Origin of the sequence: Streptomyces sp. MS19, from assembly GCF_047200595.1 — a bacterium.
Taxonomy (GTDB): Bacteria; Actinomycetota; Actinomycetes; order Streptomycetales; family Streptomycetaceae; genus Streptomyces.
Map to the genome: position 1 here is coordinate 1 of NZ_JBJZOH010000042.1, position 25,387 is coordinate 25,387.

Sequence of the window (25,387 nt, forward strand, 5' to 3'; positions counted from 1 at the left end):
CCGGGGGGGGGGGGGGGTCCCCCCCCCCCCCCCCCCCCCCCCCCACACCGGGGGCGGCTCCCGGGGAAAAGCGGCTCCGGCGGGCTCGCTTGCCGCGGGTCAGCTGAGGAGCGCGTTCAGTTCGGCGTAGGGCAGGGCGTCCGACACCGACGTGTAGGTGCCCTGGGAGAACGCCTCCTCGGCGGCGCGCCGCACCACGGCGTAGGCGGCTGCGGCGACGGACGAGCCGAGGCTGACGCGGGAGGCGCCCGCCGCCGCCAGCTCGGCGACGGGCGGACTGCCGGGCCCTGCCAGCACGTTGAGCGGCACGGTGATCCCCGCCGCGAGCGCCGAGACGGTGGGCAGGTCGCGCACGGCGGGGACGAAGATGCCGTCCGCACCGGCGGCGACGTACGCCGCCGCGCGTTCCAGCGTGGCGCGCAGGCGGTCGGCGGGGTCGCCCGCCTCGCGGATGTAGGTGTCCACGCGGGCGTTCAGGAACAGGGGGATGCCGGCGGCGTCGGCGGCCTCGCGGGCGGCGCGCAGCCGTTCCGCCTGTTCGGCGGCGGGCCGCAGCGGGCCGGGGCCCGCCGTGGCGGCGTCCTCGATGTTCACGCCGACCGCGCCCGCCGCGAGGACGCCGCGCACGGTCTCGGCGACGTCCTCCGGCGCGGCGCCGAAGCCGCTCTCGATGTCGGCCGTCACCGGGAGGTCCACCGAGGCGGCGACGCGGGCGACCAGTCCGAGCGCCCGTTCGCGCGGCAGAGCGTCGCCGTCCGGCGCGCCCAGGGCCCAGGCGGCGCCCGCGCTCGTCGTGGCCACGGCGGAGGCGCCCGCCGCCGCGACGATCCGCGCCCCGGCGGCGTCCCAGACGTTGGCGAGGACGAGGGCGGGGTCGGGCGTGTGGAGGGCGCGGAGGCGGAGCGCCTTGGCGCGCTGGGCTTCGTGGGGTGCGGTCATGGCTCCATCCCAGCAGCGGCGGGAGCGCCTGGCTGGCGGTTTTCGGACGGTATGGGACGGCCCGGCGGCCTCAGGGGCGGCGGAGCCGGAGGCACAGGAACATCGGCTGGCGCCGCGTCTTCTCGTACCGGCGCGGGTCGGTCCGCGCGGCCTCCTCCGTGGCGCGCGGTTCGGTCAGCCGCTCCAGCGCGTAACCGGCGCCGAGCAGTTCGCCGAGGAGCGTCTCCAGCGTCATCCGCCGGTAGGTGAGGGCGAAGCCGTCGCCGATGGGCAGGTCCACGCGGTCCTCGGTGAAGTAGAAGCCGCCGAAGTGCGTCCAGTCGCTGGTGGGATGGGTCACGGAGAGGAGCAGCGCGCCGCCGGGCCGCAGGACGCGCCGTATCTCGCCGAGGAGTCGGCCGCGCGCCTCGACGTGGTGGTGGACGAGGCCGAGGACCGCGAGGTCGGCCGACGCGTCCGGCAGGAACGGCAGCGGCTCCTCCAGGTCGTGGAGGCGCAGTTCACGGCCCCCGGCCGGGACGTCCGCGAGGCGGTCCCGTGCGGCGTCGAGCAGGCTCTCGCTCCCGTCCACGCCGACGACGCGCACGGCGCCGCGGCGCAGCAGTTCGGCGGCGAGGTGCCCGGCGCCGCACCCGAGGTCGAGGACGTCCAGTCCCCGTACGTCACCGGCGAGTCCGAGCATGGCGGGGCGTTCGGTGTGGGCGTTGTAGGCGCTGTCGGTGGCCTGGGCGGCGAACAGCCTGCCCATCTCGCCGTGGTACGCGGTCGCGGCTCTCATCCGGCCATCCTGGCAGTACACGCCGGAGCCCGTCCCCCGGTGAGGGCGGACGGGCTCCGTGCGGGCGGGACGCGGGGAGGGGAACGGACGGAGCGGTCAGGCGGCGGCGGGGGCCGGCGCGGGACCGCCGGACTCGGCCGCCTTCGCGGGACCGCTGCCCCGCAGCGGCGTCTCGCGGACGAACAGCGCCGCGGCCAGCGACAGCACCGCGATGAGACCGCCGACGAGGAACGCCATGTGCGTGCCGGAGGAGACCGCGTACTCGTACGCCTCCCGCAGCGGTGCCGGGAGCGCCGCCAGGGCGTCCGCCGTGAGCTGCGCGCTCTCGCCGGTGGCCGCGTCCGCGTCCGCCCCGACGCGTGACGCCATCTCGTCCTGCACCGCGTTGGTGAACAGCGCGCCCATCACGGCGACGCCGAACGAGCTGCCGAGCGTGCGGAACAGCGTGGACGTCGAGGACGCGACGCCGATGTCCTTCATCTCGACGCTGTTCTGCGCGATCAGCATCGACGTCTGCATCAGGAAGCCCATGCCCGCGCCGAGCACGGCCATGAACACGCCGGACGTGACGCGCGAGGTGTCCACACCCATCGTGGACAGCAGCAGCATCCCGGCGACCATCAGCACGCTGCCGACGATCGGCAGGGCCCGGTAGCGCCCGGTGCTGCTCGTCCAGCGTCCGGCGAGCATCGAGACGATCATCATGCCGAGCAGCATCGGCAGGAGCTGGAGGCCGGAGTTGGTCGCCGAGGCGCCCTGCACGGCCTGCTGGTACAGCGGCAGGTAGAGCGTCCCGCCGAACATCACGAAGCCGGTGACGAAGCCGACGATCGCGACGAGCGTGAAGTTGCGGTTGCGGAAGATGTGCAGCGGCACGACGGGCTCGGCGGCGCGGCGCTCGGCGAACAGGAACGCGGCCAGCGCCAGCACCCCCAGCACGGCCAGGCCGATGATCTGCCCGGAGGCCCAGTCGTACTCCGAGCCGCCCCACGTGGTGACCAGCACGATCGCGGTGATGCCGACCGTCAGCAGGCCCGCGCCGAGGTAGTCGATGCGCCCCTGGGCGCGCCGCTTCGGCAGGTGCAGGACGGACGTGATCATCACGAGGGCGACGGCGCCCAGCGGCAGGTTGATGTAGAAGGTCCAGCGCCAGCCCCAGTGGTCGGTGATGAAGCCGCCGAGCGAGGGGCCGCCGATCATCGCGAGCGCCATGACACCGGCGATCATGCCCTGGTACCTGCCGCGCTCGCGCGGCGGGATCAGGTCGCCGATGATCGCCATCACGCCGACCATCAGGCCACCGGCGCCGAGGCCCTGGACCGCGCGGAAGGCGATCAGCTCGCCCATGTTCTGCGCTATGCCGGAGAGCGCGGAGCCGATCAGGAAGATGACGATCGAGGAGAGGAACGCGCCCTTCCGGCCGTACATGTCGCCGACCTTGCCCCAGATGGGCGTGGAGGCGGCCGTGGCCAGCGTGTAGGCGGTGACGACCCAGGAGAGGTGGGCGACGCCGCCCAGCTCGCCCACGATGGTCGGCATCGCCGTACCGATGATCATGTTGTCGAGCATCGCGAGCATCATCGCGATGAGCAGGGCCATGAGGACGACGCGCACACTGCGCGTCCTCGGCTCTTCGGTACCCGGTGCCGCGTCGCTGACGGCGGCGGTGCTCTGGGACATCCCCCACTGGCCTCTCGTGTGCACTTACTTGCCGTCCGGCAAGTGTCCGTTACGCTGGGGACGGTAGAACGGTCACTAGCCGGTCGTCAAGTTAGTTGATGCCGTCGGTCCACCGGCCCGTCGGTCCCATCGGCCCATCGGTTCCTGAGGAGAGGCATGGCACACAGCCACCAGCAGCGCAGGTCGGACACCCGGCAGCGCATCCAGGACATCGCCCTGGAGCTGTTCGCCGAGCAGGGATACGACAAGACGTCACTGCGGGAGATCGCGGAACGGCTCGGTGTGACCAAGGCGGCCCTCTACTACCACTTCAAGGCGAAGGAGGACATCGTCATCAGCCTCTTCGACGACCTCGCGCGCCCGATCGACGAGATCGCCGAGTGGGGACGGCAGCAGCCGCAGACGCTGGAGACGAGGCTGGAGATCCTCCGCCGCTACAGCGCCGCCCTCCGGCGCGGCGCGCCGCTCTTCCGCTTCATGCAGGAGAACCAGGCGGCGGTGCGCGAGCTGAGCGTGGGTGCCACGTTCAAACACCGCATGCTGGCGATGACCAACCTGATGACCGGCTCTGACGACCCGGTCACGGACCAGGTGCGCGGCCTGACAGCGCTCTTCGCCATGCACGCGACCTTCTTCTGGGCGCACCTCCTGGACGCAGAGGAGGCCGAGCTGAGCGCGGCGTCCCTCACCGTCGCGACCGAGCTGCTCACGGCCGCCCACCAGGCGCGCGAGGCCGCCGCGGCGGACGCCGCCGGGGCCTGACCGCCGCCCCGGCGGCGGGCTCAGCCCGCGGCCAGGACGGTGCGCAGCGCGGCGAGCGCGCGTTCCAGCTCCTCGCGGGTGACGGTGAGCGGCGGCGCGACGCGGAGGGTCGAGCCGTGGGTGTCCTTGACCAGCACCCCCTCCCCCAGCAGCCGCTCGCCGATCTCGCGGCCCGTGCCGATCGCCGGGTCGACGTCCACGCCCGCCCACAGGCCGCGCGCCCGGTGGGCGAGGACGCCGTGCCCGTGCAGCGCGGTGAGCCCCTCGTCCAGGACGGTGCCCAGCTCGGCCGCCCGCCGCTGGTACTCGCCGGTGCGCAGCAGTTCGACCACGGCGGTGCCGACGGCGGCGGCCAGCGGGTTGCCGCCGAACGTGGAGCCGTGCTGTCCGGGGCGCAGCACGCCGAGCACGTCGCGGGTGCCGACGACGGCGGAGACCGGCACGATCCCGCCGCCCAGCGCCTTGCCGAGGAGCAGCAGGTCGGGCCGTACGCCCTCGTGGTCCACGGCGAGCGTGGTGCCGGTGCGGCCGAGGCCCGACTGGATCTCGTCGGCGATGAAGAGGCAGCCGGTGCGCGCGGTCAGTTCGCGGACGCCCGCGAGGTAGCCGTCGCGGGGGATGATCACGCCGGCCTCGCCCTGGATGGGTTCGATGAGGACGGCGGCCGTGGTGTCGTCCACGGCGGCGGTGAGGGCGGGCAGGTCGTCGTAGGGGACGACGCGGAAGCCGGGGGTGTAGGGGCCGTAGCCGTCGCGGGCGTCGGCGTCGGTGGAGAAGCTGACGAGGGTGGTGGTGCGGCCGTGGAAGTTACCGGCCGCGACGACGATCGTGGCCTGGCTCTCCGGGACGCCCTTCACCTCGTACGCCCACTTGCGGGCGACCTTGACGGCGCTCTCGACGGCTTCGGCGCCGGTGTTCATCGGCAGGACCGTCTCCAGGCCGGTGAGCGCGGCGAGGCTCTCGGCGAAACCGGCGAGGCGGTCGTTGTGGAAGGCGCGGGAGGTCAGCGTCACGCGGTCGAGCTGGTGCCGGGCGGCGTCGATCAGCGCGGGGTGGCGGTGGCCGAAGTTGAGCGCCGAGTAGCCCGCGAGCATGTCGAGGTAGCGGCGGCCCTCGACGTCCTCGACCCAGGCGCCCTCGGCGCGGGCCACGACGACGGGCAGCGGGTGGTAGTTGTGGGCGAGGACGGGCTGCTCGGCGCGGATCAGCTCGGCTGAGCCGCGGGGCGGGGCGACGGTCACGGGGTGGCCTCCTGGATTGTCCGGCCGGGTGCGGTCGGGAGCTGTGCGGTCGGGAGCTGTGCGGTCGGGGTCGGGACGGGGGTCGTGGCGGGGACGCGCGCGGGCCTGATCTCCTGGGTGCAGCATTTGATGCCGCCCCCGGCCTTGTGGAGTTCGGACAGGTCCACGGGCACCGGTACGTAGCCGCGCGCGGCGAGCTGTGCGGCGAGGCCGGTGGCGCGGGGGGCGAGGAAGACGTGCCGTCCGTCGGAGACCGAGTTGAGGCCGAACGCGAGCGCGTCCGCCTCGTCCGCCAGCAGCGCGCCGGGGAACAGCCGCCGCAGCACGGCGCGGCTGCCGGGCGAGAAGGCGCCGGGCCAGTAGGCGACGGTGTCGTCGTCCAGCGCGAAGAGCGCCACGTCCAGGTGGTAGAAGCGCGGGTCGACCAGGCGCAGCGACACGACGGGGACGCCGAAGAACTCCTGCGCCCGCGCGTGCGCCGTGCGGGTGGTCCTGAAGCCGTGGCCGGCCAGCAGCATGCCAGCGACCGGGACGAAGTCGCCCTCGCCCTCGCAGACGGCGCCCGCGCGGCGCACGGTCCAGCCCGCGGCGGCGAACCAGCGGGCGTACTCGGCGGCCTCGGGGCGGCGCTGGGGTGCGTGGAAGCGGGAGCCGAGGACGAGGCCGTCGAGGGTGACGGCCGCGTTCGCTGCGAAGACCATGTCGGGCAGTCCGGGGGCGGGCGGGACGGTGTCCACGGTGTGGCCGTACCGCTCGTAGGTGCGCATCAGCTCGGCCCACTGGGCGCGGGCGAGTGCGGTGTCGGCCGCCGTGCCGGGGACCATCCACGGGTTGATGGCGTACTCCACGGCGAAGTGGCGGGGTTCGCAGGTGAGGTAGTGCCTGGGGCGCGCGCGGCGCGGGGCGTTTCTGGGCACGGGCGGCGTCCTCCCTGTTCCGGTGGGGTGCGGGCGTGGGGCCCGCGAGGCATGCGGAGTGGGGCGGGGATTGCGGGGGATGCACAGGAATGCGCGGGATGGGAGGGATGCGAGGGATGGGGCGGTGCAGTCCACCTGTAACGGTAGGAACGCTCACGCTCCGCGACAAGGAAGCGGCGTTGCGCGTACGCGCAGCGTCGTTGCGTGGCGGCCTGTCTCAGCGGCTGTTCGTTGCGCCTGCCTCGGGGCTGGTGGGGATGAGGTGGGAGAGCACGATCTGGCTGACGGTCTTGAGGATGAACGGCTCGGCCCTGATGCGTTCGAGGACCTCCTCGAAGTGGCCGATGTCGCTCGCCCTGATGTGCAGGAGCGCGTCCGCGCCGCCCGTGACCGTCATGGCGGCCGTGATCTCCGGGTGGTCGCGGACGACCTCGGCCAGGCGGCGCGGGGGCGCGGCGCCGTCGCAGTAGACCTCGACATACGCCTCGGTGCGCCAGCCGAGCGCGGCGGGTGTGACGACGGTGGTGAAGCCGGTGATGACGCCCGTCTCGCGCAGGCGGTCCACGCGGCGTTTGACGGCGGGCGCGGACAGGCCGATCTCCGCGCCGATCTCGGCGAAGCTGCTGCGCGCGTTGGCGACGAGGGCGGTGAGAATCCCGCGGTCGAGGTCGTCCAGGGGCATGGCGGGGCGTGTCATCGGCGGGACTCCTTCGTCCGGCGTCCGGTGGCCGGTCGCGTACCCCGGACCGGCCACCCGTACCGGTCGAGTGTCGGGGAACGGCGGCCCGCCGGGGAGGCCGCGCGGCACCCGGTCACCCGTGCGACGCCGCCGGGGTCCGCGTCAGCGGCCGTCCGCGCGCCGCGGCCCGGCCACGGGTATCGCCCGGTCCCTGCGCGCCTGGTGGTCGGCGCGGCACGGCCGTGCCCGCACCGCCTCGGCGAACAGCGCGTCGCGCTCGCGCCCCGCCGGGACGACGGCGCGGTGGGCCGGCGGGGTGTGGAACCACGCGGGGTGCCGCGCCGCGCCGGCCGCCGAGGCGATCACGTACAGCCGCCCGCCGAGCCACAGGCGCATCAGCGGGGTGATGCGGCGCGCGCCGGTGCGCGCGCCCGCGTACGTCAGCAGGAGCAGGGCGGCGGCGTCCATGCCGGCGGCGAGCCGCTCCCGGAACTCCTTGACGATCCACTGCTCGTTCTCATCCATACGCAGAGTGAAGCACGCGCCACTGACAGTGCCGTCCAACCCGGCTCTGATCAGGCGATATCCAGGGTCAGGCCGTCCCCGTCGTGACGCGCGGTGAGCACGGCGCCGGTCGCGTCGTGGCGTACGGACTGGACGCCGGGCGCGTTCGCCAGCACGGTGACGCCGGGCGCGGCGGCCCGCCGTGCCGTGGTCTCCGCGTCCGCGCCGGGGAGGACGAGGCAGGCGTACGCGGCGCCGGCCGGTGCGGGGCCGTGGTCGAAGCCCGCCCAGAACACGTCGGCGGTGAGCCGCGCGCCGTCGCCCGTGGTGGACAGGTCCTCCCAGCTGCCGGACCGTTCGCGCACCCGCGCGGTCAGCGCGGCGGGCCCGGCGAGCGCCACGTACCCGGCCCGCCCGTGGTGCGCCCAGCCGTGGCCGGTCGTCAGCGGCCCGGTGGCGAGGCGCTGGTCGACGGTGGTGACGACCGGGTGCACGGCTCCCGGCGCGGCGATCCCGGCGCCGAGCGCGACGTAGGCGTCCTCGAAGCAGAACCACGCCTTCCAGCCCGCCGTGAACCGGTCGGTCCCCGTGAGGTCGTACGCGGCGACGGCGAGGCGGCCGTCCGTGCGGACGCCGACGTGGGCGGACGCGCCATGCTGCCCGTTGGGGCGCGGGAAGAGCGCGGCCGGGTCGGGGATCTGCTCGGCGGTGGTCCCGGGCAGCCTGGCCCAGTCCCACAGCGGGAGGACGGCGCGGTAGCCGTCCTCGTCGGCGTCCCCGACGCGGAGGGCGGCGACGCCGTCGCCGAGGTGGCGGCCGAGCAGGTTCTCGCCGTTCATGCTCTCGGTGGGCGCGGTGCGTGTGGACGCCATGCGGACGGACAGCGACCAGCCGGGCGGCCGGTGTGCCAGGTAGTCGGAGCGGGGGTACGCGCGGCTGCCGGACGGCCCGAGGCCCTCCCCCGCGAGCTGCGCGGCGTACGCGGCCAGCTCGTCCGCGCGCGGCGCCCCGGCCGCGAGCAGGCGCCGTACGACGGTGCGCAGCTCGTCCCGTATGTGGTGCGCCCCGGCGCGCGCGACTTCGCGCCCCATCGTCGTGAAGTCGAAGCCGTCGCCGTGGACGAGCCAGCGCTGCCCGTCGAGCGTGAAGGCGGTGAACAGGGCGACCTCCTCCGCGCCGAACGCCCAGGGCGTGCCGTGCAGCGCGTGGATCCAGCGGGAGAGGTCGAGGGCGAGCGAGCGGCCGTAGCCGCCGCCGTAGAGCTGCGCGCCGTGCTGGTGGAAGCTGAGATCGGCCTGGATGCCCTCGGCGTCGGTGACGCGCAGGACGGTGGCCATGGCGGTGGCGGCGCGGGCGACGAGGGCGGGGTCGCCGGTGATGAGGCCGCGGCGCAGGGTGATGCCCTGGGACCAGACGAGGTTCTGGCCGGTCAGGGGGACGGTGCCCGCGGCGGCGGCGAGGCGGTCGGCCCAGGCGGTGACGCGGGCGGGGGCGAGGTGGTCGGCGGTGAGCAGGAGGATGTCGCCGAGGAGGCGGGGGACGCCGATCTCGTTGTACCACCAGTTGTCGGCGCGGGGGTCGAGGCGGGCCCAGGCGTCCAGGGCGCGGGCGGCGGCGGGGTGGCGGGCCGGGTCGCGGGCGAGGTCGAGGGTGCGTTCGAGGTGCTCGTACGGCGGCCAGGCCGCGCGGTCGCGGCCGGTGTAGTCGATGTCGGGCCAGGTGCCGTCGGCGTGCGGCTCGTCGGCGGCCGGTGCGGTGCGGTGCTCCAGCAGGTCACGTCGCAGTCGGCCGGTGACCGTCCCCAGTTCGCGCATGGTCTGTACTCTCCACTGCGCGGGGCCCGTTGCGAAGGTGATGTGCGCCACGGTCCCGCCCCGGGAGTACGGCAGCGGGGGCGGGACCGTGGCGTTTGCGCGGTCAGGCGGTGAACTCCAGCGCGGTGCCGTACAGCCGCGTCGCGCGGAGGCGGATGACGACGCGCCGTTCGGCCACCTGCTGCTCCAGGAACGCGCGTTCTTCCGCAGGGTCGGGGAACCCGCCGGCGTGGGCGAGGAGTTCGCGGCCCACGGCGTCGCCTGGCTCGGTGGTCGGCGCGGACACCTCGGCCTCGCCCTCCGCGACGGCGAACGACCACGGGTCGGGGCCTTGGACGTGCAGAGTGGCGTGTGGGTCGGCGCGCAGCTGGCGGACTTTGAGGCGGTCGGCGGTGGTGGAGACGCGGACCGTGCGTGTGTCGGGGTCCCAGCTGTGGAGCACGGTGGTGAGGTGCGGGTGGCCGGTGCGCCGCACGGTCGCCAGGACGCCGAAGCGCTGGGAGGCGAGCAGGGCGGAGGCTTCGGTGTCGGTGAGGGGGCGGGGGCCGGGGGCGCTGGTGGTGGACATGGTGGTGTCTCCTCGGGGGTTCGTGGTTCAGGCGGCGGGTGACGCGGCGGGCTTGACGCGGCGCAGGACGGTGAGGGCGACGAGGGCGGCGGCGGTCATCAGGCCCGCGCCGACGCCGTAGGCGAGGTGGTAGCCGCGGGTGAGGGCGTCGGCGGCGTCGTGTCCGCCGGCGAGGAGGTGTTCGGTGCGGGAGGCGGCCAGGGTGGTGAGGACGGCGACGCCGAGTGCGGCGCCGACCTGCTGCGAGGTGTTGAACAGGCCGGAGACCAGCCCCGCGTCGTTCGCCCGTGCCTGCGACATGGCCAGTGCGGAGAGGGCGGGGAGCGCCAGGCCGAAACCGCCGGCGAGGGGCAGCAGCGGGAGCACCTGCGTGGCGTAGTCGGCGTCGGCGGGGACGCGGGTGAGCAGGGCGAGGAAGACGGTGAGGACCAGCAGGCCGGTGACGGCCACGGCGCGGTGGCCGAAGCGGGCGGACAGGCGCGCCGAGACGCCGAGGGACACGACGCCGATGGACACGGCGGCGGGGAGCATGGCGAGGCCGGTCCTGGCGGCGCCGAGGTGGAGGACGTTCTGGAGCTGGAGGGCCAGGACGATCTGGAACGCGAAGAGAGCGGCGACCATCAGCATCTGCGTCAGGTTGGCGCCCGCCTCGCGGGAGCGGAGGAGGCGCAGGGGCAGCAGGGGCGTCCTGGCGTGTGCCTGGCGGATGAAGAACGCGGCCAGCAGCGCGGCGGCCACGGCGGCGGTGCCGAGCGTCCGGGCGGAGGTCCAGCCGTGGGAGTCGGTGCCGACGAGGGCGAGGATGGCGAGCATCAGGCCCGAGGTGATGAGGACGCCGCCGGCGAGGTCGGCTCCCGCGGCGGGGCCCGCCCCGCGGTCGGCGGGGACGGCGCGCAGGGCGAGGACGACGACGGCGATGCCGATCGGCACGTTGATGAAGAAGATCCAGTGCCAGCTGACGGCCTCGGTGAGCACGCCGCCGAGCACCTGTCCGAGGGAGGCGCCGACCGAGCCGGTGAAGGCGAAGGCGGCGATGGCCCGGCCGCGTTCGCCCGGCTCGCGGAAGAGGGACACGAGGATGCCGAGGCTGACGGCGGTGGCCATGGCGCTGCCGACGCCCTGGAGGAAGCGGCCGGCGATCAGGACGGCCGGGGTGGTGGCGGCGCCCGCGAGGACGGACGCGGCGGTGAAGACGGCGGTGCCGTACAGGAACATGCGGCGGCGGCCGAGCAGGTCGCCGAGGCGTCCGGCGAGGAGGAGCAGGCCGCCGAAGGGGACGAGGTAGGCGTTCACGGCCCAGCTGAGCTGCCCGGCCTCGAAGCCGAGGTCGTCGCGGATGGCGGGGAGGGCGACGGTGACGATGCTGCCGTCGAGGATCGTCATCAGGGTGCCGGCGCACAGGACGACGAGGGCGAGGGTGCGGGAGGGGGTGGTGGGCGGGGGCGCGGTGGGGCGCTCGGCGAGGGGGGTGCGCGGGTGTGCCACGGGAGGCTCCTGGGGTCGCGGGAGGACCGACAGGTGCGACCGTAGCATATAGTTTTGTTGTAGACGATCCCTTGGCGGATCATCCGCTTCGGGGCTTCGCCGGGCTACTCCGACCGGCGGGCGCGGCGGACGGGGCGCGGGCTCTCGACGGGCACCGCCAGGACCCCGTCCACCAGCCGATGGAGGGCGCGGACCAGCACGTCCCGTTCGCCGTCCGGCAGCGCGCCGAGGACCTCGCGGTGCACCCCGTCGACGATCTCCTGGCTGCGCTCGGCCGTCTTCTCCCCCTCCCCGGTGACGGCGATGATGCGCGCGCGCCGGTCGGTGCTCGACGGCTTCCGCTCGGCGAGCCCGGCGCGCTCCAGGGCGTCCACGGTGACGACCATCGTCGTCTTGTCCATGCCGCCGATCTCGGCGAGCTGCGCCTGGGTGCGCTCCTCGCCGCGGGCGTGGACGAGGACGCAGTGCATGCGCGCCGTGAGCCCGATCTCACCCAAGGCGGCGGCCATGCGGGTGCGCAGGACGTGGCCGGTGTGGTCGAGGAGGAAGGAGAGGTCGGTCGCGCCGTGGTCGGGGGTCAGGGCAGTCATGCGGCCCAGGATAGCGAGGGACGGTCCGAAGCGGATTATCCGCAAATCTACTTTTCCGAAGTGGCCGCAGGGGCCGCCGGATAGGGGCTGATCATCGTCCCGAACGAGCCGTCGGGCGGCCCGGCGAGGTAGTCGGGGATGTGGTCGAGGAACTCCCGCAGCGGCGGGTACTGGTGGTGCAGGTCGAGGTCCGCCTTCGAGCGCCAGACCTCGTAGAGGAAGAGACGGCCGTCCTCCTGCTCGTGCAGGTGGTACTCCAGGTTGCCCTCCTCGGCACGGGTGGGCTCCACCAGCGAGGCGAGCAGCGCCCGCACCTCGGCGGCGCGCTCGGGGCGGGGGGTCAGGTATCCGTAGAGCGCCAGCGGCGCGTTCCGTGTGCTCATGGGACGAACGTAAGATGTCACACCGATGTGAGTTTCAAGCGGCGGCGGAGTGAGGGCGGTCACATGCGGATCGGCGAGCTGTCCCGTACGACCGGGGTGAGCGTCAGGCTGCTGCGCTACTACGAGGAGCAGGGCCTCCTCGCCCCGCGGCGGACCGACGGCGGGCACCGCGCGTACGGCGCCGACGCGCCGGAGACGGTCGCGCGCGTACGGGCGCTGCTGGCCGCCGGGCTGCCGACGCGGGTGATCCGCGACGTCCTGCCCTGCTTCCGGAGCGGGGGCGACGCGCTGGAACCGTGCGTCTTCGACCACCTGCGGGGGCGGCTGGCCGAGATGGACACCCGGATCGACGACCTCACGCGGGCGCGCGCGTCGCTCGGCGCGCTCCTCGCGTCCTCGGAGCGCGCCGCGGCCTGAGGTCAGCGGGGGCGTTCGGTCTCGGCGAGGAAGCGGCGTACGTGCGTGAGCCAGGTCGCGCGGTCGGCCTCGCCCAGGACGTGGGCCGCGCCGGGCAGTTCGACGAGGCGCGCGCCGGGGACGGCGGCGGCGAGGGCGCGCTGGCTCGCGGGCAGGACCAGGCGGTCGGCGGTGGCGGCGAAGGCCAGCGCGGGGACGGCGATGCGGTCGAGTTCGGCCCGGAGGTCCACGCGTGCGGCGAGGGCGAACTGCGCGGCCGTGCCGGGCGGAACGGCCGCCTCGGCGGCGTCGGTGGCGGCGTCGAACTCGGCGGGGGTCAGGCAGGCGAGCTGCTCCTCGGTCGAGCAGGCGGCGACGGCGAACCTCGCCATGGCGTGGCGGTCGCCTGCCCTGTCGAGCGTCCCCATCAGCTCGGCGGCGGTGACGAGCAGCGGGTCGGCGGTCGCGAAGCCGACGGTGAGGACGAGGGCGGTGACGCGTTCCGGGTGGCGGGTGGCGATGCGGACGGCGACGGCGCTGCCCAGGGACTCGCCGATGACGGTGAAGCGCTCGTGTCCCGCGGCGGCGGCCGACGCGACCAGGAGGTCGGCGAGGGCGTCCAGTTCGAGGGGGCCGGGGGACGGGGGCGCCGTGCCCGAACCGGGGTAGTGCGGGCCGATGACGGTGTGGTCGCGGGCGAGATCGTCGAGGACGAGGCCGTAGTTGCCGGTGATGCCGCCGCCGGCGCCGTGGGCGAGGAGGAGCGCCGGGCCGGTGCCGAGCAGGAGGGTGTCGGGGCTGACGGGTGTGCCGTCGTGGGTGGTCATGGGGCGGACCGTAGGGCCTGACATCCGTGTCGGGGTCAAGCGCGCGGGTCCCGAGGGGCGCCTCGGGCGGGTGGCGGCCGGGCGGATTCACCCGCACGAGCGATACCGCTCCCCGCTACGGTCCGCTTACGGTGGTGACATGAATCTTTACGCAGAGTCACAGATTGGTTCGGTGGACGCGACGGCCGGGTCCGGCGCCGCCGGGGGCACGGGCACGGCGCATGGCCGGCCGGACGAGCGGCTGGGCCACGGCTCGTGCGCGGAGGCCCCCACGGTGCGGGCCAAGCCCGTTCGTCCGCGGCGGGAGGGGGATCGCCGTGGACCGGGCATGGGCACGGCGACTTGGTTCGGCGCCGGAGCCAGGGGTGAGGGCACGGCGCGCGGCCGGCCGGACGAGCGGCGCGGCCGGTACGGCGCTTCGCCCGGCAGTGGTCCCGGGCACGACACCGGAACCGCCCCGGCACGGGCCGGGCCCGTCCGCCCGCGCCGGGAGGAGGGTCGTCCGCGGCCGGAGGTGGCAGGGGAACGGCCGCCGGGCGGCTCATGGACAGCGGCGTCAGCGGACGGGCCAGCCGGGCCCGCGACCCGAGGGGGAGGCCGACCGTGCGGTACGTCTACCACTGCGCCGACTGCCCGTTCACCGGGCCCGAGCGGCCAACCGGGGTGGCGGCGGGCGCCGACCGCGGGCGGCACCGGGAGACCGCGCACCTGGACGACGTGCCGGACGACCGGATCGCCGTCCGTCCGGGCCCCGCCGACCGCGTCGCCGCGGCCGCGCGCCTCCTGCTCGTCGGCGGGATGCTCGGGTGCCTCCGCGGCCTGGTGGCGGTGGACCGGCTCGCGCGCCGCGCGGGGAGGTCTACTCGCCGAGTTGGAAGAGCAGCAGCAGGAACGCGGCGAAGAGGTGTCCGGCGAGGCCGTAGAGGATGACACGGACCCACAGTCCGCGCGGGATGCGGTCCTTGATGAAACGGCGCTGACCGGCCGCCGCCTGGGTCTCTTGCTGTCGTTCCATGGTCGTGTCTCCTTCAGGTCCCGGGCCCGAGGCACAGGGCGCTCGTGGCACTGCGCAGCAGGGTGTGGACGAACAGCAGCTCGGCGCCCGTCGGGTGGACGGCGCCGAGACGATGGGGGGTGAGCGAGTCGAAGTGGGCGCTGTCGCCCTCGTCGAGGATGTACTCGGCCTCGCCGAGGAAGAGCCGCAGCCGTCCGCGCAGGACGTGCAGCCACTCCTCGCCCGGGTGGACGCGGACGAGCGAGTCCTGCGGGCCGCCGTGGGGCACGTGGACGTGCAGTGCCTGCATGGCGCGGCCCGAGCCGCCCGCCCGGCGGTAGGTCCAGCCGTCCGCCTCCCGGGCGCCGGAGGTGCCGCCCCTGATCACCGGGTCGGGGACGGGGGCCGTCTCGCCGAGCAGCCCTGAGACGGTCGTGCCATAGACGCGGGCGAGGCTCAGCAGCATGGGCAGGGAGGGCTGTCGCTGGCCGGTCTCCAGGCGCGACAGGTGCGCGGGGGAGAGTCCGGCGGTGGCGGCGGCCTCCTCCAGCGTCAGTCCGGCGCGGTGGCGCAGGGCCCGCAACTGCGGGGCGACGCTGTCGGGTGCGGGGCTGTCGTGGCCGGAAAGGCCGTGGGCCGTGCCGCCGGGGACGGGGGTCATGTCTCCGATTGAGCCAGAGACTTTCCCGCCGGGCAAACGGCCTTGCCTCTGAGGCAAAAGCATTTTGGTGTCGCGGCTCCCAGGCTACGGGGCGCCCGGCGCGGGCGCGCACCGTCCCTGTCCGGTGCGAAGGTGGGGTGGGCCACCCACCCCAGAAGCGCACCGTCCTTTCTCCGCACCTGGAGCCCGAACTTTGACAAAGCTAAGCAAAATCCGCCTGCCCCATCCTTGAACCCGCAGGTCACGCACTCTGCTCCCCGCACACGCGGGGGTGTTCCGGTCGTCGTCCTGAATCGGCAGCACATCGCGGCCTGCTCCCCGCACACGCGGGGGTGTTCCCTGGCGCTATCCGTTGCCGAGGCGGGTGGAGGACTGCTCCTCGCACACGCGGGGATGTTCCGTCAGGCGTCCGTCCAGGAAGTGGGGCTTGGGTGGGGGTGGGGGGCGGGGGTCAGTCGGCCATGGTGTCGTCGGGGGTGGAGCGGGCGATGGTGGCGAGGGTGGTGAGGGCGTGGTCGAGTTCGTCGGCGGGGGGTGAGGCCAGGCCCAGTCGTACGGCGTTCGGGGTGCGGTGGTGGCCCACCGCGAAGGCGGCGGCGGGGGTGACGCCGATCCCGCGGCGTGCCGCCGCCGCGACGAAGGTGTCGGCCCGCCACGGCTCCGGCAGGTCCCACCAGCAGTAGTAGGAGTGCCGGTCGCCCCGCACGGTGAAGCCGCCCAGACGCCGGGCGGTGGTCTCCTGCCGCGCGGCCGCCTCGCGGCGCTTGGCGCGCGCCAGGGCGTCGAGTGTCCCGTCCGCCTGCCAGCGCGCCGCCGCCTCCAGCGCCAGGCGCTGCGCCGTCCACCCGCCGGAGCGCAGCGCGGCCGCCAGCGCGTCGGCGACTCCGGCGGGGGCGACGGCGAAGCCCGTGGTGAGGCCCGGTGCGACGCGTTTGGTCAGGCTGTCGACGAGGACGGTGCGTTCCGGCGCGAGGGCGGCGAGCGGCGGCAGGTCGTCCCGGAGGAATCCCCATACGCCGTCCTCGATGGCGTGGACGCCGGTGCGGTGCAGGACGTCGGCGAGGCGGTGGGCGCGGGTGGCGGGCATGGTGAGGGAGAGGGGGTTGTGCAGGGTCGGCTGGAGGTACAGGGCGTGCAGGCGCGCCCGGCGGTGCGCCTCCTCGACGGCCTCGGGGACCACGCCGTCGCCGTCCATGGCCAGCGGGACGAGGGTGACACCGAGGCGCCCGGCGACCGCCTTGACCACGGGGTACGTCAGCTCCTCGATGCCGAGCCGCGCGCCGGGCGGTACGAGGGCGGCGATCGCGGCGGCGGTGGCCTGCCGGGCGTTCCCCGCGAAGAGGATTCGGCCGGGGTCGGGACGCCAGCCGCCGCGCGCGAGGACGGTGGCGGCGGTGTGGCGGGCGGCGGGCGTCCCGGCGACGCCGACCGGGCGCAGCGCGTCCGCGAGGACGTCGGGCCGCAGCAGGGGGCCGAGGCCGGGGGCGAGGAGGGCGGCCTGGTCCGGGGCGACGGGGTGGTTGAGTTCGAGGTCGACGCGAGCCGTGGCGGGCTCGGTGAGCGCGAGGGCGTCGGGCGCGGCGGCGGCCCGGACGAAGGTGCCGCGTCCGACCTCGCCGACCGTCAGGCCACGGCGGGCGAGTTCGCGGTAGACACGGGCGGCGGTCGAGGGGGCGATGGCGTGGTGGCGTGCGAAGTCCCGCTGGGTCGGGAGCCGGTCGCCCGGCCGCAGCGCGCCGGCGCGGATCCGCGCCGCGACGAGGTCGGCCACCTTGCGGAAGTCCTGCCCATGGATGTCGTGTTCCTGGAGGTCATGGCCCTGGATGTCCTGCACACGAATCATCGAAGCACAGCATTGCACTGAGATCAATAGGAAGTATTGCACTGACCAAGTGGGCGTCCATAAGCTCGCATTGCTCCGGCCTTCCCGGCCGCCGCGACGACATTTCCCACGACCCCCGCCCGAGGTGCCCGTGCGCCCGTCCCCCGGCCGTCACCCGCCGTTCGACCCCGTCAGCGCGCCCGCCCGGCTGCGCCGTTACGCCGCGCACGCGCAGCGCGCCCTCACCGACCCGTACGCCCCACCCGGCCGCCCGCTGCTGGAACGCGCCTGCCACGCCCGGGACATCTGCCTCACCTTCCAAACCCGGCTCGCCATCACCCTCGGGCTCCCGCCGTCCACCGCGCTCCCCCGCACCCCGCCTCACGAGCCCCCCGCCTACCGGGACGAGGACCCCCACCGCGTCGCGCGTGAACTCCGGGCCGCCGCCGACGCGCTCGCCGACCGCCTCGCGCTCCTCTCCCCCGCCGACTGGAGCCGCCACGACCCCCGCCCCGCGGCAGCCCCCTTCACGGTCGAGACCCTCACCGCCCAACTGCTGCGCACCCTCGCCCACCTGCTCACGGAAGAAGCACTCCCCGCATGATCAGCCAGCACGGCGCAACCGGCGTCGCCATGGTCGCCCTCGGTATGGTCCTCACCCCCGGGCCGAACATGGTGTACCTCGTCTCCCGCAGCATCACCCAGGGCCGCCGTGCCGGGGTCGTGTCCCTGGGCGGCGTCGCCGTCGGCTTCCTCTGCTACCTGCTGGCCGCCAACCTCGGGCTGTCCGCCGTCCTCGTCGCCGTCCCCGAGCTGTACACCGCCGTCAAACTGGCCGGCGCCGGGTACCTCCTGTGGCTCGCCTGGCAGGCCGTCAGGCCCGGCGGCGCCTCCCCGTTCGCCCCGCGCGACCTGCCCGCGGACTCTCCCAGGCGGCTCTTCACGATGGGCCTGATGACGAATCTGCTGAACCCCAAGATCGCCGTCATGTACCTGTCGCTGATACCGCAGTTCATCGACCCCGAGGCGGGGAACGTCCTGCTCCAGGGCTTCGCGCTGGGCGGCGTGCAGATCGCCGTGGCCGTGACAGTCAACTTCTGCATCGTCCTCGCCGCCGGGACCATCGCCGTCTTCCTCGTCCGCCACCCCGCCTGGCTGCGCGTGCAGCGGTACGTGATGGGCACGGCCCTGGGCGTCCTCGCGGTGAAGCTGGCCACCGACAGCGCCCCCGCGCGGACCACCTGACCCCGCCGCCGCCCCGGCTCAGCGGCGGGCGATGACCTCCGCCACGCGCGTGAACCCGTCCCCGCCGTGCCCCAGCCCGATCGCCCGCCGCGCCCACCCCTCGGCCGCCCGCATCACGCCCGCGTCGATCCCGTGCGCCTCCGAGGTGTGGACGATGTGCGTCATCGAGGAGGCGGCCGACGTCAGCGGGTTGCCGTCGCCGGGGAAACGTCCCTCCGCCGTCTCGGCCGCCGTCTCCGTGAAGAGCGGCGGCAGGATCGCCGCGATGCCCCCGGCGAACGCCGCCAGCTCCCGCGCCCCGACGCCCTCCGCCTCGGCCACCGCGAGCGCGTGCGCCCAGCCCGCCATGGCGGTCCAGAAGACGTCGAGCAGCGCGACGTCGTACGCCGCCGCCCGCCCCGGGTCCTCGCCCAGGTGGGTGTGGGTGCCGCCGAGCGCCTCCAGCACGGGCCGGTGGGCCTCGTAAAGCGCGGCGGGGCCGCTGACAAGGAGCACGGCGTGCGGGGTGCCGATGGTCGGTGTCGGCGTCATGATGGCGCCGTCGAGGTAACGGACGCCGTGCGCGTCGGCCCAGCGTGCGGTGTCGCGGGCGCGGTCCGGGGTGTCGGCGCTGAGGTTGACGACCGTGCGGCCCGTGAGCGCGGCGGTGACGGCGGGGCGCCGCAGGACGGCGTCGGACGCGTCGTAGTCCACGACGCAGACGACCGTCAGCGGGCTCGCGGCGGCGGCCGCCTCGGGCGACGGCGCGACGGCGGCACCCCGCGCGGCCAGGTCGCCCTCGCGGCCGGGCGTGCGGTTCCAGACGGTGGTGCGCAGCCCGGCGCCGACGAACGCGGCGGCCAGCGCGCGGCCCATCGGTCCCAGGCCGATGACGGTGACGTCGGTCTGGTCGGAGGCTTCAGACTGTTCGGTGTGCGAGGACATCGCGCGACTCCCTTGCGGACACGGCTTTCGGAAACGGCATGCAGCGGCGTACGAGACAGCGAGGACGGCCATGACACGCAGTCGAGCCCAGGACCCCGGCGTGTGCGGGGTGACCGCCGCGATCGCGGTGATCGACGGCAAGTGGAAGACGGTCCTCCTCTGGCAGCTGGAGTCGGGCCCCCGCCGCCCGGGTGAGCTGCGGCGGCAGTTGCCCGGCCTCACCAAGAAGGTGCTGACCCAGGCGCTGCGCGAGATGGAGCACGACGGCCTGGTGCACCGGGAGGTGTACGCCGGTCTGCCGCTGCGGACCGAGTACTCCCTGACCCCTTTCGGGCAGGACCTCGCGGACGCGCTGGCCCCGCTGGCCGACTGGGGTCACCGGCGCCTTGACGCCCTCGCCGGCGGCCGGCCCGCCGGCTGAAGCACCACCGCCCGTCCGTCCCGTTCGCCTCCCCCACCCTGTCCCGGCGCGGGGGAGGCCGCCAAGTACCCACAAAAAAGTGGGTGGAACCGCTGTGCCGCCGCTCAGCGGGCCCGGGGTGCCGCGGCCTCCAGGTCGTCGACGCTGCCGGACATGATCGTGCGCAGGTGCGCGGTGACGTGCGGGAGCGGCCAGTCCCACCAGGCGAGGGCCAGGAGCCGTTCGATGTCGGCGTCGGGGTGGCGGCGGCGGATGAGGCGGGCCGGGTTGCCGCCGACGACGCCGTAGTCGGGCACGTCGTCCACGACCACGGACCCCGAGGCGACGATCGCGCCGTGGCCGATGCGGACGCCGGGCATGACGAGGCTCCGGTAGCCGAGCCAGACGTCGTTCCCGACCACGGTGTCGCCCCGTCCGGGCAGCCCGGTGATGAGGTCGAAGTGGTCGGCCCAGGAGCCGCCCATGATCGGGAAGGGGAACGTGGAGGGGCCGTCCATGCGGTGGTTGGCGCCGTTCATGAGGAAGCGCGCGCCCTCGCCGAGCGCGCAGTACTTGCCGATGACCAGCTTCTCGGGCCCGTAGTGGTAGAGGACGTTGCGCGTCTCGAAGGCGGTGGGGTCGTCGGGGTCGTCGTAGTACGTGAAGTCGCCGACGTCGATCAGCGGTGAGGTGATGAGCGGTTTGAGCAGGACCACGCGCGGCTGGTCCGGCATGGGGTGGACGACGGTCGGGTCGGCGGGGACGGGGTGTGTCACGGGGTGCTTCCTCTCCGGCGGCGGACCGGCCGGCCCACTATCGCTACAACTGATGCATTAAGATGGCACACCTCAGCCCCGCCGAGCAATCGGGATCACCAGATGACGGCACCCCAGGACCCCGCACCCCGAAACCTCGAACCGCAGGACGACCGGCCGCGCCCGCCGCGGACCCGCCCCGGCGGCCGCAGCGCACGCGTCCGCGCGCAGGTGCTCGACGCCGTGCTCGCCGAGCTGACCGAGCACGGCTACGACCGCCTCACCCCCGACTCCGTCGCCGCCCGCGCCGGGGTGCACCGCACGACGGTGTACCGGCGCTGGAAGGACGTCGGCGGCCTGCTCGCCGACGTCCTCGACGCGGCGGGCGACGACGACTGGCAGCCGCCGGACACGGGCTCGCTGGAGGACGACCTGACGGCGCTGGGCGACGAGATCCAGGCCGCCATGACCGCGGACCCGCCGGTGATGGAGGCCCTGATCGCCGCCTCGTTCCGCTCCCCGCAGGCCGCCGAGGCCCAGCGGCGGCTCTGGGACGACCGGTACGGCCGCTGCGAGGTCATCGTGGGCCGGGCCATCCGGCGCGGCGAACTCCCGGCGCGCACCGACGCGCGCAGGCTGCTCATCGCCGCGACCGCGCCGGTGTACCACCACCTCGTGCTCCTGCGCACGCCCCCCGACCCCGCGCTCCCCCGGCGCGCGGCCAGGGCCGCCGCCCTGGCCGCGGCCGCCGGCGCCTTCGCCGTCCCGCCGGAGGGCGGGGTCGGCGCCTGACCGGGCGGGGCGGGCCGTATCGTTCGGCTTCCGATGCCGCCGGAGGAGACCGGCGGCGCGGCAACGTGGGGGCGAGCGTTGTGAGTTGCGTCGACTTCATCTGCGTGGCGGGCGCGTTCACGGGCGGCGTCGGGGGCGTCACCCGGCGCGCCAACGGGACCGCGTCCCCCACCACGACCGGCGGTGGGACGCGATGATCGACGCCCACGCGAAGACCCGCCTGCACGCCGACCTGCGCTGGACCCGGCAGGCGGTGCTCTCCCAGCTCGACGGGCTCTCCTCCTACGACTCCCGCCGCCCGCTGACCCCTACCGGGACCAACCTCCTCGGCCTGGTCAAGCACCTGGCGCTGTGGGAGGCCAGGTACTTCGGCGAGGTCTTCGGCCGCCCGTTCCCCGAGCCCCTGCCCCGGTGGGACGACGCGGCCGCGCGCGGCACCGACATGTGGGCGGCCGAGCACGAGACGCGCGCGGAGATCACCGGACGGTACCGCCGCGCGGCGGACCACGCCGACGCGACGATCGACGCCCTGGCCCTCGACGCCCCTGGGCGCGTGCCGTGGTGGCCGCGGCCCGGGGTGACGCTGTTCGACGTCCTGGTCCACATGCTCACCGAGACCAGCCGGCACGCGGGCCACGCCGACATCCTGCGCGAGCGGCTCGACGGCACGGTGGCGTCGATGGGCAGGGACGCCGCGTTCTGGGCCGACCGGCGCGCGGCGGTCGAACGCGCCGCCAGGGGGGCCGCGTCCCCGGAGGAACCGCCGGCCGGGACCGGCTGACGCCCCTCCCCGGTCACCCGAGGACGAGGGGGAGCCGTGCGGCCAGCTCGCCCAGTTCCGCCTGCTCCGCGCCGGTCGGGGCACGCCGTCCGGTGCCGACCAGCAGCACGTCCTCGTCCGGGAACGAGGCGGGGAACGCGGCTCCGGCGATGGCCTCCAGCAGCTCGCGCGACCGGCGCAGGCCCTCCGCGGGCGGCCCGGCCGCGCCGGGCAGGTGCGCGACCAGGTCGAGGTGGTGCAGCGTCCACTCCAGGACGTACGCGGAGAGGTAGTCGTCCACGGTGAGGACCTCGTCGCGGGTGCCGACCCGCAGGCCCGGGTCGGCGAGCGCGGCGGCCCGTCCGGCGGCGGAGCCGACGTCGTCGAGGTGGAACCTGAGCAGCCACGGCTCCCCGTACGCGGCGGCCAGCCGGACGGTCAGCGCGTCGAGCGGGTCGTCGCCGGTCGGCGGTGTGTCGGAGACGTCCCAGTAGGTCACCGCGTCGCGGGTCGGTTCCGTCGCGGCGGGGGTCGCGAGGGTGATCAGGACATCCTGCGCGTCGATGACCAGGTGGCACACCAGGTCCCGCACGCGCCAGCCGGTGCAGCCGGACGGCCGCGCGAAGTCCTCGTCCGGGAGTCCGGCGACCGCCGCGAGCAGCGCCGCCCAGGAGCGTGAGAAGAGATCCACGCCCGCAAGCTAGCAGCGCCCGCCCGCCCCGTCCCGGCCACAGCGGACGCAGTTCCCGGCACGCGGGTCCGGGCGACGCGCACAGCGGATGTCACCGGTGCGCCCCGGCGAAGAAGGCCCGGACGTCGGCCGCGAGGGAGGTCATCTGCTGGCCGGCCTCCAGCCAGGTGGTCACCGAGGCGCTCCAGCCGCCCGCGGCCGGCGTCCACGGCCGCACGGTCCAGGTCAGCCCGACGTAGCCGCCGGAACGGAAGGCCGCCGCCACCGTCAGGTCACGGTCGTGGGTGTGCCAGCTCCGTTCGCCGTCCCACCCCCGGTAGTCGGTGGCGAGGGCGTCCAGGAACGCGGTGAGGTCGCTGTCCCAGATCCAGGCGACGACCTCGCCGACGCGGGCGGTCAGCCCGGGAGCGCGCAGTTCGACGGCATAGTGCACGGAGTCCGCGTCGAAGCTGAACCGGTCGCGGAAGGTCACGCCGACGGACACGTTGTCCTGGCAGCGGACGGTCACGCGCGCCGCATCGTCGGTGCAGTCGTCCGGTGCGGTCATGGGCGGGACGCTAGGCGAGCGTCCCTTCGGCGTCACTCGTTTTCGGCGAGCGCGCGGACGCGCTCCCGACGGTTCGCCTGGATAGCCTGGCGCAAGCGGGCGCTTGCAAGAGTTAGCAGTTGGGTGCATGCTGGGGGCATGGCTTCGATCGGTATGGGGGATCTCGGGGCGTTTCTCCGGGAGCAGCGGCGGCAGGCGAAGCTGTCGCTGCGGCAGCTCGCGGAGGCGGCGGGGGTCTCGAACCCGTATCTGAGCCAGATCGAGCGCGGGCTGCGCAAGCCCAGCGCGGAGATCCTCCAGCAGATCGCGAAGGGCCTGCGGATCTCCGCCGAGACGCTCTACGTCCAGGCCGGAATCCTCGACGAACGTGTGCAGGACGCCGCCGGGGGGCAACCGCCGGGCGGGGTGCGGGAAGCGGTGCTGGCCGATCCCGCCCTCACCGAACCGCAGAAGCAGGCACTGCTCCAGATCTACGAATCGTTCCGCAAGGAGAACCGCTGATGCCTCTGACCGACGACCTCCGCAAGTCCCTGGCCAACGCCTCGCCGCTCTACTTCGCCGCGGGCACGGCCGACCTCGCCGCCCAGAAGCTGCGGGACCTGCCGGCCACGTTCGACCGGCTGCGCAGTGAGGCGCCGGAGCGGCTGCCGAAGCTGCGGGAGCGCGCGCAGACGCTCGCGCTCCAGGGCGCGGGCATCGCGCTCGAATACGCCGTGAAGGCCCGCGAGACGTACGACGGGCTGGCCGAGCGCGGCCGGACCGTGGTGGAGCGGCGCCGCGAGGAGAAGGACGGGGCGGACGCCACCGACACGGACGGCACGGCCGACACGCTCGTCACCGAGCCGGTCGCCGAGCCGGTCGCCCCGACCGTCGCCGCATCGGTCGCCGAGCCCGTCTCGGAGCCTGTCGCCGAGCCCGTCACCGAGCCCGCCGCCTCCCAGGAGAAGGCCGTGCCCCGGCAGCGCCGCAGCGCGCCGCGCAAGCCCGCGGCCAAGAAGACTCCGCCGCAGGCATGACCGTCCCCACGCTTGGGTACCGGCCGGTCGAGCGGGCATTACGCGCCGAGGCTTCCGGCCGGTAGCGTGGAGGGGACGGTCGGTCAATCGACATGGTGGTGACGGAATGCTGTTGGGAAGCTTCAACTCCGTAGTGGGCTTCATTTTTCTTGGCCTCCTGATCCTCAGCGTCTACGCCCTGATCAACGCGGCGTTCCAGCGGGAGGACGCCTACCGGGCGGCGGACAAGCAGACCAAGCGTTTCTGGCTGCTGATCCTCGGCGTGACGGTCGCGGTGCAGCTCTTCGTCGGCATGCTGCTGCTGGTGCTCGCGGGTACCGTCGCGACGATCGTGTACCTGGTGGACGTGCGTCCGGCCCTGCGCGCGGTCAGCGGCGGCGGGCGCGGGAGCAGGGGCGGGGGCTGGAGCAGCAGCGACGGGCCGTATGGTCCGTACAACGGCAACCGCTGAGCCCCCTCCGCGGTCCGTCCGCACACGGCGCGGAGGGGTGGCGGGTGAGAAAAAGCCCACGTACCGAGGGTTAGCCGTGGCCGGAAACAGCCCTTAGCATCATCGGGGACACCCGCTTGATGAACGCCAGAGGAAAAGTAGTGCGCTTTCGCCTGACACCACGGGAGACAAGCTTCTACGCACTTTTCGCCGCAGCGGCCGACAATGTGCTCAGTGGCTCGAAACTGCTCATGGAGCTGCTCGGCGCAGAACCCGCTACGCGCGTGGAGATCGCCGACCGGATGCGCGCCGCCGAGCACGCGGGTGACGACACGACCCACGCGATCTTCCACCAGCTGAACTCCAGTTTCATCACCCCGTTCGACCGCGAGGACATCTACCGGCTGGCCTCCCGGCTCGACGACATCATGGACTTCATGGAGGAGGCCGTCGACCTCGTCGTCCTCTACGAGATCGACGAGCTGCCGAAGGGTGTCGAGCAGCAGATCGAGGTCCTGGGCCGTGCGGCCGAGCTGACCGCCGAGGCGATGCCGAACCTTCGCACCATGGAGCGCCTGAACGAGTACTGGATCGAGGTCAACCGCCTGGAGAACCAGGCCGACCAGATCCACCGCCGCCTCCTCGCGCACCTCTTCAACGGCAGCTACGGCGCCATAGAGGTCATGAAGCTCAAGCAGATCGTGGACGTGCTGGAGGAGGCCGCGGACGCGTTCGAGGCCGTGGCCAACACGGTCGAGACGATCGTCGTCAAGGAGTCCTGAACCCG

The 25,387-nt window shown here is 74.3% G+C and carries 31 protein-coding genes; 11 read left to right on the forward strand and 20 right to left on the reverse strand.

Annotated features, from left to right (window positions below; all coding sequences use genetic code 11):
• Window positions 1-99 precede the first annotated feature (99 nt).
• The 3 genes from ACL02R_RS26185 to ACL02R_RS26195 form a co-directional block, all read right to left on the reverse strand.
• Window positions 100-939, reverse strand: coding sequence for an isocitrate lyase/PEP mutase family protein (locus tag ACL02R_RS26185; RefSeq protein WP_412799436.1), 840 nt, complete (start codon window positions 937-939; stop codon window positions 100-102).
• A 70-nt stretch (window positions 940-1,009) separates the two neighbouring features.
• Entirely contained in the window at window positions 1,010-1,717 is a 708-nt protein-coding gene (locus tag ACL02R_RS26190; RefSeq protein WP_412799437.1) for a methyltransferase domain-containing protein, read from the reverse strand.
• 96 nt (window positions 1,718-1,813) lie between these two features.
• Window positions 1,814-3,397, reverse strand: coding sequence for an MDR family MFS transporter (locus tag ACL02R_RS26195; RefSeq protein ID WP_412799438.1), 1,584 nt, complete (start codon window positions 3,395-3,397; stop codon window positions 1,814-1,816).
• A gap of 156 nt (window positions 3,398-3,553) precedes the next feature.
• Here ACL02R_RS26195 and ACL02R_RS26200 point away from each other — a divergent pair, with 156 nt between their 5' ends.
• The gene (locus ACL02R_RS26200; RefSeq protein ID WP_412799439.1) at window positions 3,554-4,159 is read left to right on the forward strand and encodes a TetR/AcrR family transcriptional regulator; all 606 of its coding nucleotides are present in this window, start codon (window positions 3,554-3,556) and stop codon (window positions 4,157-4,159) included.
• A 20-nt stretch (window positions 4,160-4,179) separates the two neighbouring features.
• Here ACL02R_RS26200 and rocD read toward each other — a convergent pair whose 3' ends face one another.
• The 9 genes from rocD to ACL02R_RS26245 all read right to left on the reverse strand — a co-directional run bounded on the left by rocD (window position 4,180) and on the right by ACL02R_RS26245 (window position 12,340).
• The gene (rocD, locus tag ACL02R_RS26205; RefSeq protein WP_412799440.1) at window positions 4,180-5,400 is read right to left on the reverse strand and encodes an ornithine--oxo-acid transaminase; all 1,221 of its coding nucleotides are present in this window, start codon (window positions 5,398-5,400) and stop codon (window positions 4,180-4,182) included.
• Window positions 5,397-6,317, reverse strand: a complete 921-nt coding sequence (gene ddaH / locus ACL02R_RS26210) for a dimethylargininase (protein ID WP_412799441.1) — start codon at window positions 6,315-6,317, stop codon at window positions 5,397-5,399. The genes rocD and ddaH overlap by 4 nt, the downstream gene beginning before the upstream one ends.
• A gap of 217 nt (window positions 6,318-6,534) precedes the next feature.
• Entirely contained in the window at window positions 6,535-7,014 is a 480-nt protein-coding gene (locus tag ACL02R_RS26215; protein ID WP_362965560.1) for an Lrp/AsnC family transcriptional regulator, read from the reverse strand.
• Between the two features lie 144 nt (window positions 7,015-7,158).
• A complete protein-coding gene (locus tag ACL02R_RS26220; protein WP_412799442.1) occupies window positions 7,159-7,521 on the reverse strand; it encodes a nitroreductase/quinone reductase family protein in 363 nt (120 codons plus the stop codon).
• A gap of 50 nt (window positions 7,522-7,571) precedes the next feature.
• Window positions 7,572-9,314: a polysaccharide lyase family 8 super-sandwich domain-containing protein gene (locus ACL02R_RS26225; RefSeq protein ID WP_412799443.1), complete on the reverse strand. Its 1,743-nt coding sequence runs from the start codon at window positions 9,312-9,314 to the stop codon at window positions 7,572-7,574.
• Window positions 9,315-9,417: 103 nt separating this feature from the next.
• On the reverse strand, window positions 9,418-9,882 hold the full coding sequence (locus tag ACL02R_RS26230; RefSeq protein ID WP_412799444.1) for a pyridoxamine 5'-phosphate oxidase family protein: 465 nt from the start codon (window positions 9,880-9,882) through the stop codon (window positions 9,418-9,420).
• Window positions 9,883-9,909: 27 nt separating this feature from the next.
• Window positions 9,910-11,415 (reverse strand): MFS transporter, encoded by a 1,506-nt coding sequence (locus tag ACL02R_RS26235; protein WP_412799445.1) that lies wholly within the window; start codon window positions 11,413-11,415, stop codon window positions 9,910-9,912.
• Between the two features lie 56 nt (window positions 11,416-11,471).
• Entirely contained in the window at window positions 11,472-11,957 is a 486-nt protein-coding gene (locus ACL02R_RS26240; protein ID WP_412799446.1) for a MarR family winged helix-turn-helix transcriptional regulator, read from the reverse strand.
• Between the two features lie 47 nt (window positions 11,958-12,004).
• Window positions 12,005-12,340, reverse strand: a complete 336-nt coding sequence (locus ACL02R_RS26245) for a putative quinol monooxygenase (protein ID WP_412799447.1) — start codon at window positions 12,338-12,340, stop codon at window positions 12,005-12,007.
• Window positions 12,341-12,403: 63 nt separating this feature from the next.
• On the opposite strand from ACL02R_RS26245, the gene ACL02R_RS26250 reads away from it, so the two are divergent.
• Window positions 12,404-12,757 carry a MerR family transcriptional regulator gene (locus tag ACL02R_RS26250; RefSeq protein WP_412799448.1) on the forward strand — a complete coding sequence of 118 codons (354 nt, stop codon included), beginning with the start codon at window positions 12,404-12,406 and terminating at the stop codon, window positions 12,755-12,757.
• A 2-nt stretch (window positions 12,758-12,759) separates the two neighbouring features.
• Here the strand turns inward: ACL02R_RS26250 and ACL02R_RS26255 are convergent, their stop codons facing one another.
• The 4 genes from ACL02R_RS26255 to ACL02R_RS26270 all read right to left on the reverse strand — a co-directional run bounded on the left by ACL02R_RS26255 (window position 12,760) and on the right by ACL02R_RS26270 (window position 17,061).
• Entirely contained in the window at window positions 12,760-13,563 is an 804-nt protein-coding gene (locus ACL02R_RS26255) for an alpha/beta fold hydrolase (RefSeq protein ID WP_412799449.1), read from the reverse strand.
• A gap of 859 nt (window positions 13,564-14,422) precedes the next feature.
• Window positions 14,423-14,578 (reverse strand): DUF6126 family protein, encoded by a 156-nt coding sequence (locus tag ACL02R_RS26260; RefSeq protein WP_412799450.1) that lies wholly within the window; start codon window positions 14,576-14,578, stop codon window positions 14,423-14,425.
• A gap of 13 nt (window positions 14,579-14,591) precedes the next feature.
• Window positions 14,592-15,218 (reverse strand): helix-turn-helix domain-containing protein, encoded by a 627-nt coding sequence (locus ACL02R_RS26265; RefSeq protein ID WP_412799451.1) that lies wholly within the window; start codon window positions 15,216-15,218, stop codon window positions 14,592-14,594.
• A gap of 451 nt (window positions 15,219-15,669) precedes the next feature.
• Window positions 15,670-17,061 carry a PLP-dependent aminotransferase family protein gene (locus ACL02R_RS26270; protein WP_412799452.1) on the reverse strand — a complete coding sequence of 464 codons (1,392 nt, stop codon included), beginning with the start codon at window positions 17,059-17,061 and terminating at the stop codon, window positions 15,670-15,672.
• A gap of 130 nt (window positions 17,062-17,191) precedes the next feature.
• Between ACL02R_RS26270 and ACL02R_RS26275 the strand changes: the two genes are divergently transcribed.
• Both ACL02R_RS26275 and ACL02R_RS26280 read left to right on the forward strand, forming a co-directional pair.
• Entirely contained in the window at window positions 17,192-17,644 is a 453-nt protein-coding gene (locus ACL02R_RS26275) for a DinB family protein (protein ID WP_412799453.1), read from the forward strand.
• Window positions 17,641-18,285 carry a LysE family translocator gene (locus ACL02R_RS26280; protein ID WP_412799454.1) on the forward strand — a complete coding sequence of 215 codons (645 nt, stop codon included), beginning with the start codon at window positions 17,641-17,643 and terminating at the stop codon, window positions 18,283-18,285. Before ACL02R_RS26275 ends, ACL02R_RS26280 begins: the two co-directional genes overlap by 4 nt.
• Before the next feature lie 18 nt (window positions 18,286-18,303).
• Here ACL02R_RS26280 and ACL02R_RS26285 read toward each other — a convergent pair whose 3' ends face one another.
• Entirely contained in the window at window positions 18,304-19,209 is a 906-nt protein-coding gene (locus ACL02R_RS26285) for an NAD(P)-dependent oxidoreductase (protein ID WP_412799455.1), read from the reverse strand.
• Window positions 19,210-19,279: 70 nt separating this feature from the next.
• On the opposite strand from ACL02R_RS26285, the gene ACL02R_RS26290 reads away from it, so the two are divergent.
• On the forward strand, window positions 19,280-19,630 hold the full coding sequence (locus ACL02R_RS26290) for a winged helix-turn-helix transcriptional regulator (protein ID WP_412799456.1): 351 nt from the start codon (window positions 19,280-19,282) through the stop codon (window positions 19,628-19,630).
• Between the two features lie 104 nt (window positions 19,631-19,734).
• Here the strand turns inward: ACL02R_RS26290 and ACL02R_RS26295 are convergent, their stop codons facing one another.
• Complete coding sequence (locus ACL02R_RS26295; protein WP_412799477.1) at window positions 19,735-20,343, reverse strand: CatB-related O-acetyltransferase; 609 nt, start codon at window positions 20,341-20,343, stop codon at window positions 19,735-19,737.
• Window positions 20,344-20,487: 144 nt separating this feature from the next.
• Between ACL02R_RS26295 and ACL02R_RS26300 the strand changes: the two genes are divergently transcribed.
• Together ACL02R_RS26300 and ACL02R_RS26305 are read left to right on the forward strand one after the other, a co-directional pair.
• On the forward strand, window positions 20,488-21,156 hold the full coding sequence (locus ACL02R_RS26300) for a TetR/AcrR family transcriptional regulator (RefSeq protein WP_412799457.1): 669 nt from the start codon (window positions 20,488-20,490) through the stop codon (window positions 21,154-21,156).
• A 193-nt stretch (window positions 21,157-21,349) separates the two neighbouring features.
• Window positions 21,350-21,937 (forward strand): DinB family protein, encoded by a 588-nt coding sequence (locus tag ACL02R_RS26305; RefSeq protein WP_412799458.1) that lies wholly within the window; start codon window positions 21,350-21,352, stop codon window positions 21,935-21,937.
• Between the two features lie 13 nt (window positions 21,938-21,950).
• On the opposite strand, the gene ACL02R_RS26310 is transcribed toward ACL02R_RS26305, so the two are convergent.
• Window positions 21,951-22,607, reverse strand: coding sequence for a maleylpyruvate isomerase N-terminal domain-containing protein (locus ACL02R_RS26310; protein ID WP_412799459.1), 657 nt, complete (start codon window positions 22,605-22,607; stop codon window positions 21,951-21,953).
• A 91-nt stretch (window positions 22,608-22,698) separates the two neighbouring features.
• Window positions 22,699-23,154, reverse strand: coding sequence for a DUF6228 family protein (locus tag ACL02R_RS26315; RefSeq protein WP_412799460.1), 456 nt, complete (start codon window positions 23,152-23,154; stop codon window positions 22,699-22,701).
• A 138-nt stretch (window positions 23,155-23,292) separates the two neighbouring features.
• Between ACL02R_RS26315 and ACL02R_RS26320 the strand changes: the two genes are divergently transcribed.
• The 4 genes from ACL02R_RS26320 (at window position 23,293) to ACL02R_RS26335 (ending at window position 25,382) form a co-directional block, all read left to right on the forward strand.
• Window positions 23,293-23,655 (forward strand): helix-turn-helix domain-containing protein, encoded by a 363-nt coding sequence (locus ACL02R_RS26320; RefSeq protein ID WP_362965602.1) that lies wholly within the window; start codon window positions 23,293-23,295, stop codon window positions 23,653-23,655.
• On the forward strand, window positions 23,655-24,170 hold the full coding sequence (locus ACL02R_RS26325) for a hypothetical protein (RefSeq protein ID WP_412799461.1): 516 nt from the start codon (window positions 23,655-23,657) through the stop codon (window positions 24,168-24,170). Before ACL02R_RS26320 ends, ACL02R_RS26325 begins: the two co-directional genes overlap by 1 nt.
• A 106-nt stretch (window positions 24,171-24,276) precedes the next feature.
• A complete protein-coding gene (locus ACL02R_RS26330; RefSeq protein WP_412799462.1) occupies window positions 24,277-24,621 on the forward strand; it encodes a DUF2516 family protein in 345 nt (114 codons plus the stop codon).
• A gap of 140 nt (window positions 24,622-24,761) precedes the next feature.
• A complete protein-coding gene (locus tag ACL02R_RS26335) occupies window positions 24,762-25,382 on the forward strand; it encodes a DUF47 domain-containing protein (RefSeq protein WP_362965608.1) in 621 nt (206 codons plus the stop codon).
• Window positions 25,383-25,387 lie beyond the last annotated feature (5 nt).